General features: G+C 67.7%; 16 protein-coding genes. 6 read left to right on the forward strand and 10 right to left on the reverse strand.

What is annotated here, in order from left to right; translation table 11 throughout:
* Positions 1-83 precede the first annotated feature (83 nt).
* From AC5P8F_RS18795 to AC5P8F_RS18805, 3 genes are all read right to left on the reverse strand, one after another.
* Positions 84-1,040 (reverse strand): FecR family protein, encoded by a 957-nt coding sequence (locus AC5P8F_RS18795; RefSeq protein WP_495228751.1) that lies wholly within the window; start codon positions 1,038-1,040, stop codon positions 84-86.
* 82 nt (positions 1,041-1,122) lie between these two features.
* Positions 1,123-1,626, reverse strand: a complete 504-nt coding sequence (locus tag AC5P8F_RS18800) for an RNA polymerase sigma factor (RefSeq protein ID WP_014647349.1) — start codon at positions 1,624-1,626, stop codon at positions 1,123-1,125.
* 130 nt (positions 1,627-1,756) lie between these two features.
* Entirely contained in the window at positions 1,757-2,683 is a 927-nt protein-coding gene (locus AC5P8F_RS18805) for a LysR family transcriptional regulator (protein WP_014647350.1), read from the reverse strand.
* 149 nt (positions 2,684-2,832) lie between these two features.
* Here AC5P8F_RS18805 and AC5P8F_RS18810 point away from each other — a divergent pair, with 149 nt between their 5' ends.
* From AC5P8F_RS18810 to AC5P8F_RS18825, 4 genes are all read left to right on the forward strand, one after another.
* Positions 2,833-3,699 carry a pirin family protein gene (locus AC5P8F_RS18810; RefSeq protein ID WP_329767875.1) on the forward strand — a complete coding sequence of 289 codons (867 nt, stop codon included), beginning with the start codon at positions 2,833-2,835 and terminating at the stop codon, positions 3,697-3,699.
* A 72-nt stretch (positions 3,700-3,771) separates the two neighbouring features.
* Positions 3,772-4,452, forward strand: coding sequence for a hydrolase (locus AC5P8F_RS18815; protein WP_495228753.1), 681 nt, complete (start codon positions 3,772-3,774; stop codon positions 4,450-4,452).
* Positions 4,453-4,507: 55 nt separating this feature from the next.
* The gene (locus AC5P8F_RS18820; RefSeq protein ID WP_032962577.1) at positions 4,508-5,149 is read left to right on the forward strand and encodes a hydrolase; all 642 of its coding nucleotides are present in this window, start codon (positions 4,508-4,510) and stop codon (positions 5,147-5,149) included.
* Positions 5,150-5,266: 117 nt separating this feature from the next.
* A complete protein-coding gene (locus AC5P8F_RS18825; RefSeq protein WP_049404363.1) occupies positions 5,267-5,665 on the forward strand; it encodes an OsmC family protein in 399 nt (132 codons plus the stop codon).
* 8 nt (positions 5,666-5,673) lie between these two features.
* Here AC5P8F_RS18825 and AC5P8F_RS18830 read toward each other — a convergent pair whose 3' ends face one another.
* The 6 genes from AC5P8F_RS18830 to AC5P8F_RS18855 form a co-directional block, all read right to left on the reverse strand.
* On the reverse strand, positions 5,674-6,003 hold the full coding sequence (locus tag AC5P8F_RS18830) for a hypothetical protein (RefSeq protein ID WP_005409871.1): 330 nt from the start codon (positions 6,001-6,003) through the stop codon (positions 5,674-5,676).
* 98 nt (positions 6,004-6,101) lie between these two features.
* Entirely contained in the window at positions 6,102-7,847 is a 1,746-nt protein-coding gene (locus AC5P8F_RS18835) for a putative porin (protein ID WP_111207007.1), read from the reverse strand.
* Between the two features lie 42 nt (positions 7,848-7,889).
* Positions 7,890-8,555, reverse strand: a complete 666-nt coding sequence (gene tolA / locus AC5P8F_RS18840; protein ID WP_495228756.1) for a cell envelope integrity protein TolA — start codon at positions 8,553-8,555, stop codon at positions 7,890-7,892.
* Positions 8,556-8,594: 39 nt separating this feature from the next.
* Positions 8,595-9,008 (reverse strand): ExbD/TolR family protein, encoded by a 414-nt coding sequence (locus AC5P8F_RS18845; RefSeq protein WP_005409874.1) that lies wholly within the window; start codon positions 9,006-9,008, stop codon positions 8,595-8,597.
* 10 nt (positions 9,009-9,018) lie between these two features.
* Entirely contained in the window at positions 9,019-10,803 is a 1,785-nt protein-coding gene (locus AC5P8F_RS18850) for a DUF2341 domain-containing protein (RefSeq protein ID WP_495228758.1), read from the reverse strand.
* 38 nt (positions 10,804-10,841) lie between these two features.
* Positions 10,842-12,458: a ShlB/FhaC/HecB family hemolysin secretion/activation protein gene (locus AC5P8F_RS18855; protein WP_495228760.1), complete on the reverse strand. Its 1,617-nt coding sequence runs from the start codon at positions 12,456-12,458 to the stop codon at positions 10,842-10,844.
* A gap of 201 nt (positions 12,459-12,659) precedes the next feature.
* Here AC5P8F_RS18855 and AC5P8F_RS18860 point away from each other — a divergent pair, with 201 nt between their 5' ends.
* Entirely contained in the window at positions 12,660-12,995 is a 336-nt protein-coding gene (locus tag AC5P8F_RS18860) for a hypothetical protein (RefSeq protein WP_495228762.1), read from the forward strand.
* Positions 12,996-13,085: 90 nt separating this feature from the next.
* Here AC5P8F_RS18860 and AC5P8F_RS18865 read toward each other — a convergent pair whose 3' ends face one another.
* A complete protein-coding gene (locus tag AC5P8F_RS18865; protein WP_014647359.1) occupies positions 13,086-13,562 on the reverse strand; it encodes a general secretion pathway protein in 477 nt (158 codons plus the stop codon).
* A 103-nt stretch (positions 13,563-13,665) separates the two neighbouring features.
* On the opposite strand from AC5P8F_RS18865, the gene gspH reads away from it, so the two are divergent.
* The gene (gspH, locus tag AC5P8F_RS18870) at positions 13,666-14,112 is read left to right on the forward strand and encodes a type II secretion system minor pseudopilin GspH (RefSeq protein ID WP_111206999.1); all 447 of its coding nucleotides are present in this window, start codon (positions 13,666-13,668) and stop codon (positions 14,110-14,112) included.
* The last annotated feature ends 1 nt before the right edge of the window (position 14,113 follow it).

Consider the following 14,113-nt stretch of genomic DNA (forward strand, 5'->3'; position numbering starts at 1 on the left):
ATAGACAGCGGGCTGCGACGACTGCCCACGGTTTTTTCATGTTTTTTTTCATGCGACCGGTTCGTCCATGTTCCGCGGGTGCTTCACCACAGCAGCAACGCACCACCGGGCAAGCGCTGCACGCGCAGTCCCGCCTGCGCGGCCACGGCGACGATGGCCGTGTCCGGTTGCTGCAGGTGGAACAGGCCACTGACCCGTATGCGTGCGCCCTGCCCGCCCAGTACCCAGACCGGGGCACGACGGTAGCGCGCCAGGTCGGCGATGGCCTGCGCGGCCGGCCGATCATCGATCACTACCTCGCCACGCCGCCACGGCGCCATGCTCTCCGGATCTTCCAGCTGCACCGGCTGCAGCCAGTGCCCGTCACGGAACGCGCGTGCCTGTCCGGCATGCAGGCGCTGCACGCTGCCATCGCCCGGGCGCACATCGACCACACCCGCGCTGACCTGGGTGGTGACCGTGGTATCCAGCATCGACACGCTGAAGGCAGTGCCGATGTCACGGACCAGGCCGCCCGCTGCCTCGACCTGGAACGGGCGAGCCTCGTGCGCTACCTGGAACCAGGCCTGGCCGCGCAGCAGGCGCAGGTGGCGCTGCCGGTCATCGAACGAAAGTGCCAGCGCGGTGCCGGCATCGAGTACCGCCGTGCTGCCATCGGCCAGCTGCAGCACTCGTGGCGCATCGCTGCTGCGCACATCACTGCGCGCCAGCAGCAACGCATGCGGAGCGGCCGCGACCATCAGCACCACGGCCGCAGCCGATGCCAGCAGCCACGGCAGGCGACGGCGCGGTGCGATCGGACGCAGCCCCTGGCGGTCGGCGGTCAGCTCGGGCAGCGCGGCCAGCACCTCGGGCCCAGCAGCGTCCAACCGCTGCCAGAAGGCCTGCTGCTGGCGCCAGGCCAGCGCATGGCGCGGATCGGACTGCAGCCAGCGCTGCAGGGTGCGTTGCTGGCGTTCCGGCAACGGGCCTGCACTGCACCGTATCACCCAGCGCAACGCCTGCCTGGCCTGACGCGGCGAGGGTTCGGACGTGGTCATGGTTGTGGCCTGCCGCACCGCGAATGGGTGCGCTTTCCTGTTGTGACAACGGCGGGCACGATCTGCCCACGGCAATCGCCGCTCATCGGCCCATTCCCCGCTGCTGTTGCTGGATCAGCAGCGCTGCGCGCAGCACATGCTTGCCGACCAGGCTCTTGGAGATCCCCAGGCGCGCGGCAATCTCGCGTTCGCTCAGGCCCAGGTAGCGGTTGAGCACGAAGCACTCGCGTACCTGGGCCGGCAGGGCCAGGATGGTCTGGGTGATCTCGCGCAGCTGCGCCTGGTCCAGCGCCTGAGCCTCGCCGTCGTGGCCTGCCTCGGCCATGCCGGTGGCGTACTCGGCCATCGCGCGCCGCTCGCGGGCGTCGGCCTGGCTGCGGTTGAGCGCGTGGTGGTAGGCCATCCGGTACAGATAACCGCGCGGCTCCAGGATCGGTGGATCGCCGGGCACGCTGCTGGCCTTCAGGTAGAGGTTCTGCAGGGTGTCCTCGGTGCTGGCCGGGTCGAGGTAGCGCGCGACGAAGCGGGACAACGCACGGCGCTCGCGGATCAGCAGCTCGACCAGCGCCAGGGCATTGGGAGACATAGGTGCCAAGGCCGGACCGGGGAATGATGGGCGTGATGGCGACGGTCCGGACGTGGATTGTGGGCTGCGGGGCCGCAGGCGGCAAGCCGCGCCACGAAAGCATCATCGACGCATGGCGTGGATGGAGGATCTACGGTTCCTCCAGCGCCTCGAAGCGTTCGGCGAGGTAGTCGATCAGCGCACGCACCGCAGGCAACAGGCCGCGTCGCGACGGGAACACCGCGTGCACGATGCCGTGCTTGGGCACCCACTCCGGCAGTACCGGCACCAGCGCGCCACTGGCCAGCTCGTCGCTGATCATCATCCGCGGCAGCATCAGCAGGCCCACCCCGGCCACCGCGGCGGTGCGCAACGCGATCATGTCATCGCTGACCAGCCGCGGGCGATGGTGCACGCTGGCCAGCACATCGCCCGGCCCGGTGTATTCCCAGGCATGCTGCTGGCTGGGCGATGCCAGATCCACGGTCGGCATCATCGCCAGGTCGGCCGGCACCTGCGGCGTGCCCAGCCGCTGCAGCAGCGCCGGGCTGGCACTGGTGCACCAGACCCGGCGCGCCAGCACGCGTACCACCAGGTCACTGTCCTCCAGCGGCGGCGGCCGCACGCGGATCGCCACGTCCACACCCTCGCCCACCACATCGACGCGCCGGTTGGTGGCGTCCAGCTGCACCGTCACCTGCGGGTGCAGGGCCAGGAAATCGGCCAGCATCGTGCCAATGCGCGCGTGCAGGATCGCGATCGGACACGCCAGGCGGATGGTGCCGCGCGGCTCGGCACGTGACATCGCAATGGCTTCCTCGGCCGCTTCGGCTTCGACCAGCATGGCCTTGCAGTGGCGGTAGTAGTCCTGGCCGACCTCGGTGACCGAGAAACGCCGGGTCGAACGCTGGATCAGGCGCACGCCCAACCGTTCCTCCAGCAGCGCGATGCGCCGGCTCAGTTTCGACTTCGGCATCGCCAGCGCCCGGCCGGCCTGCGAGAAGCCGCCATGCTCGACCACCATGGCGAAGTAGAACAGGTCGTTGAGGTCACAACGGCGGATATCTGCGATGAACACGGGGCGATCTCCTGCGGCCACGGCCTGCGGACATTGTTCACCAGATAGGACTATGACGGCAAATACTGGCGTCTACCGGCCTTATTGTCACGGCGATATCGTCTTCGCAACGAAGAACAGCGGCCGGCAGCCCCGGCCAGGAGATCGCCATGAAGCGTGTCACCGGTACCTACAGCGCCCCCCGCCCGCACTGGGTGGGCGACGGATTCCCCGCCCGCTCGATGTTTTCCTACAACACCCACGGCCAGCACCTCAGCCCGTTCCTGCTGCTGGATTACGCCGGCCCGTACACCTTCGCCCCCAGCAATACGCCGCGTGGCGTCGGCCAGCATCCGCATCGCGGATTCGAGACCGTCACCATCGTCTATGAGGGTGAGGTCGCCCACCGCGATTCGACCGGGGCCGGCGGCACCATCGGCCCGGGTGACGTGCAGTGGATGACGGCTGCCTCCGGCATCCTCCACGAGGAATTCCACACGCCGGAATTCAGCAGGCGCGGCGGCACGCTGGACATGGTCCAGCTGTGGGTGAACCTGCCGGCGCGCGCCAAGATGGGCGCACCGGGCTACCAGACCCTGCTCGACGCAGAGATTCCCTCGGTGGATCTGCCCGATGGCGCCGGCCGCGTGCGGGTCATCGCCGGCCGCTTCCACGGTCATGCCGGCCCGGCGCGCACCCACACGCCGATGAATGTCTGGGACATCCGCCTGCAGCAGGGCCACCACACCGACCTGCCGGTGGCCGAGGGCCGCACGCTGGCGCTTGTGGTGCTGAAGGGCACGGTGCGGATCAACGGCGGCCAGCCGGTCGGCGAAGCGCAGCTGGTCACCTTCGACCGCAGCGGCGAGGACGTGTTCGTCGACGCCGACAGCGACGCCACCGTACTGCTGCTCAGCGGTGAGCCGATCGACGAGCCGGTGGTGGGCTATGGCCCGTTCGTGATGAACAGCCAGGCCGAGATCGCGCAGGCGGTCAACGATTTCAACAGCGGCCGCTTCGGCCAGATCGCGCACTGATCGTTTCAAAGCGGCGGGCGATGGCCCGCCGCACCGTCCGGGCCATCGCCCGCTTTTTCCAGGAGACTGACCATGAGTACCCCCGCCAACTTCAACGGTGCCCGCCCGGTGATCGATCCGGACAACGCCGCGATGCTGCTGATCGACCACCAGAGCGGCCTGTTCCAGACCATCGGTGACATGCCGTTCACCCGCGTGCGCGCCCACGCCACCGCGCTGGCCAGGATGGCCACGCTGGCAAAGATGCCGGTGATCACCACTGCCTCTGTTCCGCAGGGCCCGAACGGCCCGCTGATCCCGGAGATCCACGACGCAGCCCCGCATGCCCGGTACGTGGCGCGCAAGGGCGAGATCAACGCCTGGGACAACCCGGAATTCGTTACCGCAGTGAAGGCCACCGGCCGCAGGCAGCTGATCATTGCCGGCACCATCACCAGCGTGTGCATGGCCTTCCCGTCCATTGCCGCCGTTGCCGATGGCTATCAGGTGTTCGCGGTCATCGATGCCTCGGGCACCTATTCGAAGATGGCCGAGGAGATCACCCTGGCCCGGGTGATGCAGGCCGGCGTGGTGCCGATGGACACCGCCGCGGTGGCCTCGGAGATCCAGCGCAGCTGGAACCGCGATGATGCCCAGCAGTGGGCCGAGGTCTACACGAAGATCTTCCCGAACTACCAGCTGCTGATCGAAAGCTACCTGAAGGCGCAGGACGTGCAGAAGAACCACGAGCCGCTGGATTCGCAGCGCAGCTGACCTACGCCCGGGGTGCCGGCCCGCTGTCGGCACGCCTCTCAACCGGAGACCCATCATGTCCAGTGAACCGATCCGCGACCCGGCCAGCGATCATCTGCTGACCCCGCAGAACTCCGCCTTCATCATCATCGACTACCAGCCGGTGCAGGTGAACTCCATTGCTTCGATGGACCGCCAGTTGCTGGTCAACAACATCGTCGGCACTGCCAAAGCCGCAGTGGCTTATGGCCTGCCGATCGTGCATTCGACGGTGAACGTCAAGACCGGCCTGAACAAGCCGCCGATTCCGCAGCTGCGCCAGGTGCTGGGTGACTATCCGACCTACGACCGCACCACCATCAATTCCTGGGAAGACGTCCAGTTCCGCAGGGCGGTGGAAGCCACCGGCCGCCGCAAGCTGATCATGACCGCGCTGTGGACCGAGGCCTGCCTGACCTTCCCGGCCTTGGATGCGTTGAAGGAAGGCTATGAGGTGTATGTGGTGGTCGACGCCGTCGGCGGCACCTCGCTGGCCGCGCACGATGCCGCGCTGCGCCGCATCGAACAGGCCGGCGGCCAGCTGATCAGCGTGCCGCAGCTGTTCTGCGAGCTGCAGCGCGACTGGGCCCGTTCGGAAACGGTGCCGGCCTTCATGAACCTCTTCATTGAAACCGGCGGTACGGCGGGCATCCAGTTCTCGTACGATCGTACCGAGTAACCGGGTGGCGGCGCCGGTCCTGGCTGGCGCCGCCTTTGGGGAGCCGTCGAGCATGGCTCGACGCTACAGTGGGTTTAATCGAGCGTGGCTCGACGCCATGGATAGATGGAGAATGTGATGGCCTACGCACGCATTGTTTCGACCGCCGACAATTACCTGCACCACATCAGCAATGGCAGCTTCGATGTGGATGCGGACGAGCCTGCCTCGTTGGGCGGCCAGGGCAAGGGCTTCGCGCCGTTCGACCTGTACCTGGCCTCGCTGGCGGCGTGCACCGCCATCACCCTGCGCATGTACGCGCAGCGCAAGGGCTGGGACCTGGGCGAGTTCCATGCCGAGCTGCGCTCGGAACGTGACGAGGACGGACGCCTCCACGTGCACCGCGTGCTGCATGCCAGTGCCGAGCTGAGCGATGCGCAGTGGCAGCGATTGCTGGAGGTGGTGGAAAAGACCCCGGTGACCCTGGTGATGCGCGAAGGTGCACGCATCACCAGTGAGCGCGGGGCGGCGGCGTAACAGAGGGCTCAGCGCCGTGAATGCAGCACCGTGCGCTGACGCATCGCGTTGAATTCCTGCTCCACCTGCTGGATGTCTTCGGCCTGGAACCCGGCGGCATCCAGCAGCTGGTCGGCGGCCGCGGCCGCCAGCGGATCATCGTCACGCTGGCGCCAGCAGCGCGCCGGCAGGAAGTAGCCCACTTCGCTGCGCCCGCGCATGATCACCACCGGCCGGCCCGCGTACAGCAGGAACTCGGCCAGGTGCTGGCGCAGGCCCTCCACGGAAACATAGGCCGGTCCAACACCCAGCATCTGGCTGGACGGTTCGGGACTCTCGAACAGCTTGCGACGGCTCATCCACTCCTCCTTTTGAACAACGCGTGGTCTCCTTTCCCTAGACGGGCGCATCGCTGCGCCCCCGCCACGCACTACGTGATCCGCATCACGCCCGCTACTCAGAAGCCGGTGTTGAACTCCAGCTGGAACACGTCGATCGACAGCGGCGCACCGGACACTTCCTTGGCCGCCATCCACTTGCCGCTGATCCAGCTGCGCGCGTCCAGCGCATAGGCACCGCCCACGTAGTAGCCGCGGGCGTTGGTGCCACCGAGGTGGAAGTTCGGATCGTTGTAGGCATCCGGCAGCGCATCGGCCTCGATGTGCTTGTAGCCCAGCAGCGCCTGCCACTGGCCCTTCTCCTTCAGCTCGGTGGCACCGAAGGTGGCCTGCAGCATCCATGCCGTGTCGCCGCTGCGGAAGGTATCGATGCTGGCGGCACCACCGGCACCGTAGTTGTTGACGATGCCGTTGTTGGCGCGACTGAACATCGCCTGCTTGTCATAGGCCAGGTTGCGGATGTAGTCGCCTTCAAGGCGCAGGCCGACGTCCTGGGCCAGCTGCGTATCCCAGCGCAGGTTCAGCGTGGCCAGGCGGAATGCCGAGGCCAGGCCGACATACTGCGGGGTGGGCGTATTGGCCGGATCCAGCGGATTGCGCGCGATGTCGCGGATCAGCATCAGGGTGTTGCCCTTCTGCATGAACGCCGGACGCGACCAGTCGGTGTCGCAGCCCACCGCGCCCGCATACAGCGCGCACGGCGAGGACAGGCGGCCGCTGATGTTCTTGAAGTCGTAGTAGCCCAGTGCCGCGCGCAGCGCGTTGTCGTCATTGAAGCGCCAGTTCACGCCCACCTGCGCCCCGGACAGCCACTTGTTCTCGTTCGGGGTCTTGACCCGGCTCTGGCTGGGCGCGCTGTCGGAGGTGTATTCCAGCGGTACCACCGCCAGGTTGCCGAACAGGCCGAGGTCGCCGCCGTCGAAGTCGTACTTCAGGTTGGCGGCCAGGCCATCGAAGTTGAGGTCGTTGGAGAACAGCGTGTCGCTGGTCCAGAACGGATTGCCGAAGCGGCCGCCGCGCACCGTCACCCAGTCGGCCGGGCTGTAGGCCAGCCATGCCTGGTCCAGCCATACATCCTTCTTGCTCAGGCCGCCACCCAGCTGCTCGGTGGTCGACACCGGGCCATTGCTGCTGCCGCTGGCCAGGCGCACACCGGCCGTGGTGTGCTGGCCGATGGTCGCCTCGATGCCCAGGCGGGCGCGGATGCGCCACAGGTTGCGGCGGTCCTGGCGGGTGTTCAGCAGTGGTGGCAGCTGCAGGTTGGTGTTGGTGTTGGTGTCGAAGCCGTTGCCGGAATTGATCGACGACCAGTTGCTCACGATATCGCTGTTGCGTTCGGAGAAGAAGCGCGATTCGCTGCGCACGCGCATGTCACCGGTGACCTTGATGCGCTTGGTCCACTCAGCCACTTCGTTCGGTGCCGCCCAGCCCTCGGACCTGGCCTGCGCCATCACGTCCTGGCGTACTTCGTCACGGATGCCGTCGCGCACGCTCTGCGGCACGTAGGGCACGCGCACGTCGCCGGCCTCCAGGGCGACACCGCCACTGGCGGCCGAGGTCGCGGTGGCTGCGCTGCGCTGGGCGGCCGCCGCTTCGGCCTCGGCCTGCACCAGCAATGCCTGGCCATCTTCGGGTTTCAGTGCGCCGCTGGCGATAAGGCCCTTGATCAGCTTGACCATGGTGGTTTCAGCGGCCATCGCACCGGCCGGGGCGGCCAGGCTGAGCAGCACGGCGCAGCACAGCAGCGCCCGTCGGGCCGGCCGCGGGCGGCGGGAATCGGTTCGTGCGCGGACGTGGTCGTTCATCACGGTTCTCATCGAAAGAAGGGAAATCACGGAGGTCGGGAATCAGGCCCCGGGCCGGCGGCCCTGGATCAGGACGCGGGCGGGGAAATCAAGCGACGGTGGGGGTGCCTGGTCGACCTTGCCGATGCGACGCAGTGCATCGAGCACGGCCGCGTCGGCCTCCTCGTTGCCACTGCCACGCACCAGCTCGACCTTTTCCAGGCGGCCATCGCTGGCCAGCCACACATTCACCTGCAGCTGGAACGCCAGGCGCTTGACCTTGTCGTCGCGCGAGATTGCCTGCTGCATCAGGTAGCCGAGGTAGCGCCCATAGGTGGCATTGCCGGCACCGCCGCGACCGACGCCGGACGAACCGCCACCATTGCCGGACTGGATGCCGAAGTTGTCACCGCCGGCCTGCGCATCGGCGTTCATCGTCACCGGATCGGCATTGTCCGGAGTCGGTGCCGGCACTTCAGCCGGCGTCGGCTGCTCCAGCGGCTCCGGTTCGGGCATCGTCTCCTCCGGCGGCGTTTCCGGTTCCGGGGGCTTTTCCGGCGGCGGCGGGGGTGGCGGAGGCGCTGGCGGCAGCGCCAACATCGGCGGCTGCACCACCGGCCGACGGGTGCTGGCGGTGTCCTTGAACAGCATCCACCACACGGCGATGCCGAGCACCAGCAACGCGGCCAGCACCAGCGCGACAGTCACCAGAAGCTGGCGACCGCGCATGCCGGGCTCCGGCCGAGGGGGTTGATGGGCCGTCATGCCTCAGCCCTGCGCCTTGCCCGTGACCAGGCCCACCTGGGCCAGCTCCAGCCGCCGCAGCAGGTCCAGCACCTCGACCACGCGGGCGTACTGCACCTGTGCGTCACCGCGCACGATCACCGGGAAATCCGGCGTGGTCGCGCGCTCGGTACGCAACCGGTCTTCCAGCTCGGCCATCGTCACCGGGTAGGCATCCAGGAACACCTGGCCGCTGGGGTCGATGGTGATCGCCTTGGTCTTCGGCTTCTCCAGCGCAACGCTGTTGCTGGCCTTCGGCAGGTTGACCTCGATGCCGGGGATGGAAGCGTTGCTGGTCAGGATGAAGATCACCAGCACCACCAGCAGCACATCGACGAAGGGCGTCACGTTGATGCCCTTCTCGCGCTTCTTGATGCCGAACTTCGCCTTCTGGCCCATGGCGCGCCCCTCAGCCCTGGACCGCGGCCGGGCCGCGCCCGTCCTGCTCTTCGGCCAGGCGCGCGGCGAATTCGTCGATGAACACCGCCATGTCCGCACCGATCGCTTCGGCACGCGCGCCCAGGTAGTTGTAGCCGAACAGCGCCGGGATCGCGACGCCGAGGCCGGCGGCAGTACACAGCAGCGCCGCGGCCATGCCCGGTGCCACCGAGTTGATGTCCACCGCGCCGGCCATTGCCGCAACCACGAACACCAGCATGATGCCGATCACGGTGCCGAACAGGCCCACGTAGGGCGCGCCTTCGATGGTGGTCGACAGCCAGTTCATGCGCCGCGCCATCGCTTCCTGCTCGCGCACCATCACTGCATCCATCGAGGCGCGGATCGCCGCGATGGTGGCACCACTGAGGTAGCCGCTGTTGCCATCGCGCTGGTGGCGTTGCTGCATTTCATCGATGGCCACCTGGTAGATGCGCCACAACGAGCCATCGTGCATGGCGGTCGGCGCCCTGCCCTGGCGGTCCATGTCGGACAGGGTGCGCAGCGGTACGCCGGACAGCTTGCCGAAGCTCTCGGTGAACACCGCATTGGCCTTGCTGGTACGACCGAAGTGGCGGCTCTTGGCGATCATGATCGCCCACGACAGCAGCATCATCAGGCCAAGGATGGCGACCACCACCCAGGCATCGAACGGCATCGCCTTGAGAATGAAGGCGAAGTGGCTCTGCCCGGCGGACTGCTCGTCGGCGCCGTAGCTGACCAGGCGCGAGTCGGCGCCCTGAGCGGTGGCGTCGGCCAGCAGCAGCGCGGCCGGACGTGCCACCCGCGAAATGCGCAACTCGTCCAGGGCACCTTCGAAGTTGGCCAGCGGCTGCGCCGCGCCCGGCGCATCGGCGCCCACCACCGGCGCGGTGGCCAGCGCCGGCAGCGCACCGCTCAGCTGGGCAGCTACGCGCCCATTGAGGTACAGCTGCAACGCGCCGTTCTCTGCCGTCAGTGCAACATGCGCCCACTGCCCTTCCGGAATCGGTTGCGCCGGCGTGCTGCGCTGGCCATTGAGCTGCACGAACGGCACGCGGTTCTCGATGCCCAGCACCAGTTCGGAAGCACCATCACGGCGGGCGTAGATGGCTTGAGCCGCATTGTTGCTGCCCGGCTTGATCCAGGCCGAAACGGTGAGCGGCGCGCCCGCTTCCTGCGCCAGCGACGCGCTGGCCGGCAGCGGCAGCGAGCCGGCGCCCAGCTGCACGCCGCGGCCGATCACCGCGCCTTCCGACGGCGGCACCACCGCACCGGCATTGTTGCCATAGGCGGTGGTGTCGCGTGCCGGCGCATTGGCCTCGGCAAAGTGGTAGACCAGCGTGTAGTCCGGATCGAACACCTGCTGGCCGTTGCCGCTGGCCGGGGCTTTTTCATTGCCGTAGTACATCCAGATGGTCTGCGGCGCGGCGGCACTGACCGCCGGCAGGTCCACCCAGACCAGGGCCAGGCCCAGCGTGGGATCGAACTGCTCGATCTGGTGGGCCAGCACGGTACGGCCATCACCCGAGACGAAGCGAAGGTCGTTGCCCGCATCCTGGGTGCCGTCGAAGCCGAAGTTGCCGGTATGCAGCCGCAGCAGCAGTGGCGTGCGGCCCGGGTCACCGGCCAGGCCCGCGCCCTGCGGGCCCGCGTCTACGGTGATCGGCTTGCGGTATTTCCATTCGGCCTGCCACCAATTGGCATCGGCCGCAGCCGCAGGCAACGCAACCAGCGCGGCCAGCAGCAGCAACACTCGGGAAAGCAAACGGTCCATGCGAAGGGTCTCCGGAGAACGCATGTTCAAGGGAAGGGTCAGTAGCTGGTGCTGATGTTGAAATGCAGGCGCGGGTCGTCCTTGCGCGTGACCGGGCCATCGGCATAAGGCCAGGCGTAGTCCAGGCGCAGTTGCAGGTGTTCACCCAGGCGCAGCTGCGCGCCCAGGCCGACCGAGGCCAGGTTGTACTTGTCACGCTGCTCGGGCAGCGGCCGGCGCAGGCGCAGGTAGGCCGCGTCGGCGAAGCTGTAGACACGCAGATCGGTGCCGCTCCACAGCGACCACGCCGGGGTGCGCCATTCCAGGCTGGCCAGGCCGCCGTAGTCGCCGATCGCCTCGGCCGACAGGTAGCCACGCACGGTGTACATGCCGCCAGCAGCGAACTGCTCGGCCGACACCAGTGGCGCATCGGTTACCTGCAGCGAGCCACGCGCATACCACTGCCAGTCATTGCTGAAGGTGTGGGTCTTGGCCACGTCGGCCTTGAAGGCCACGAAGCTCGGGTCAGCCCAGTAGCGCTTCTGCCCGAACGCGGTGGCGTCGCTGCCGTAACCGAACAGGCGGCGGGTACCGGCCACCAGCTGGGTGTTGATGCTCAGCTGATCCTGCTCGCCCTGGCGCACGCCGACGAAGGCCAGGGTGATCGGCGCATACTTCAACGGTGTCTTCAGGCTGTCCTTGCCCATCTGCGTGTCTTCCTCGGTGTCCTTGAAATCCACACCGAGACTGAGCTGGCGCCACCACTGGCTGCTGCCGGCAAGGCGGTAGTTGAGCTTGAGGCCGATCGAATGGCCGTTGCCGATCACGTTGGTGCCGGTGCCGGTACCGACCTGCCCGCCTGCATTCAACACGCGGCTGTCGGATCTGTAGCCGGAGGCTTCCAGGCTCCACGGCGTGCCTTCGAACGGCATCGTGTACGAGGCCGAGAACACCTTGGCCTGCTTTGTATCTTCCGGCGCCAGGTACACGCCGATGTTGGCGCTGTGCCCGCGCTTCCACAGGTTGTCGTAGGCCAGCGACGCACTCAGGCGCAGCTTCTCGGTGTCGGCACTGTGGTCGTTGTTGAGTGACGCGCTGGCACGCCACGGCGACTTCTCCTCGACCTGCAGGTCCACATCCATCGTGCCCGGCACCTGGCCTTCGCGCACCAGCGGCATCACCTGGCGACGCCCGCCTTCGTTCAGTGCGGTCAGTTCCTTCTGGGCCTGGTCGAAGTCCGGCACCTTGCCCTCGGCCAGTGCCGGTACGCGATCGCGTATGCGGTCGGGCGATTCGTGGCGGGTGCCGACCACGCGCAGCTGGCCGATCGGCGTCTGCTGCACCTTCAGCAGCACCACGCCGCCACTGACCTGCTGCTCGGGAAGCTCGACGTAGACCGACTGGTAGCCCGCCTGCTGGTACAGCGCGTGGACCGCATCGCGCGCCTTCTCGACATCGGCCAGGGTCCTGCCCGGGCCGAGGAACGGCTCTACCGCCCGTTCGATCTGACGCGGATCGAGCACGGTGTTGCCGCGCACGATGTATTCATTGATGTTCACGCTGGGCGCAGGCGCTGCCTCCTGCGCGAACAATGGCAGCGGCATCGCGGCCAGCGCCAGCACCAGCGGATGCAGGCGCAACGGAAAGCGGACGGCTCGGCACGGAACAGGAGTCATCGAAGGCATCGCGTCGTATCGGAGGGAGTGGCCAGGGAGCGGCGCGTGGGTCTACCAACAGGACGTGCACGTCGCGTCAAAACCGCCACCAGTTTTGTGACAGCACTGTCATCTTGTGACAGCGCCAGAGCACTCGCCGGCGTAGACTGCCCTCGCCACACGTCTTCATTGCAGAGCGTCGGTTGTTGCAGGAGATTCGAGATGAGTGAGCCATTGAAGGCGGGCCTTCGCCCTGCCCTCGCCCTTGCCTTGTTGCTGGCGTTGCCATCGGCCTTGGCCGGAGAGGCGAAGAAGCAGGACGGTGCTGCGCCGTGCATCGAAGTACAGGTCAACGGCGAGCGCATCCCCGCGTGGGAATGCCTGCAACGCAGGCTGGCGCCGGCGCCGAAATCGGCGAAGTCAGCGGCGCTGCCGGATGCCGAACGCCTGATGCGGCAGCCCGGCAACCAGCTGATGCAGTACAACCTGGAAGGCACGCGGCAACGCATGGGCGATGCCTTCGGGCGGTCCGTGGTACCGCAGCGTCCGGCGCGATGAACCCATGCATCTGCAGAGCCGAGCCCACGCCCGGCTGCGCCTGCACACCGTTCAACAGCCATGCAGAGGCAGCCGAGCGCGGGCTCGGCTCTACCGAGCGCCGCCCTGCGGAGCGGCCGGCACGATGCCATCGTTCGGCACCGGTGGCAGCGCGGGCACCGGCAGGCTGCGCGATTGCCCAGCCTGGTTCAGTTCCACCGCGTTGGCGCTGATGCTGGCCAGCACCGTACAGGGCCCCAGCCGCTGGCCGGGCGCGTAAGCCTCCGGCGGGCGTCCATCCACCGACAACAGGGCCAGGGGCGCGTGGTCACCCGCCATCACACCCAGCACGACCACCTCGGTCTGCACCGCACCGGGCGACAGCAGCCGCACCAGCGGCAGACTGGCCACCGCATCGAACAGCGGCCGCGCCGGCGCATCGGCATGCGCTTCGCTGGCCGCCGCCGCAGGCGCCACCGCAGACAGGGTGACGCTCCAATAGGCCACCACCGCCAGCAGCAGGGTGGCCGCCAGCAGGGTCAACATCCGATTGCGATCCCAGCGCCTGCCATCCATGTTCCGCACCATCGCCACGTTCGTGTCCGCCCACGCTAGCAGCCGCCGCTGACGCTTTTGTTTCATCATGCGGGCCTACGCTGGCAGGCATCGACCTGGACAGGAGGCAACGTCGATGCAGCACGTGCCGCGTGGTTTCACCCTGCTGGAACTGATGGTGGTGCTGGTGATCATCGGCATCTGCACGGCGGGCATCGGCCTGGGCCTGGGCAGCCTGCTCGACCCCGCGCGCCAGCTGCGGCAGGAGGCCGAACGACTGGCGCAGCGCCTGCAGGTGGCGCGCGACGAGGCCCGCATCGATGGCCGCCCCCTGCGCTGGCAGGCCGACGCCGCCGGCTACCGGTTCAGCAGGCGCGAAGGCACCCGCTGGGTGGACGTGCAACGCGACGACCTGCTGCGCCCACAGTCATGGCAAACGGCCGGCATCGTGGTGCAGCCGGCCACCCCGGTTGAACTGAGCCCGGAGTGGATCGGCGTGGCATGGGAACTGACGTTGTCGTTGCAGGGCCGCCAGCTGCGTCTTCGTGACGATGGCAGCGGACAGTTGCAGGTCGTGCAGTGAA

The sequence above is a fragment of the Stenotrophomonas sp. YJH_SMC_69 genome, assembly GCF_059370495.1.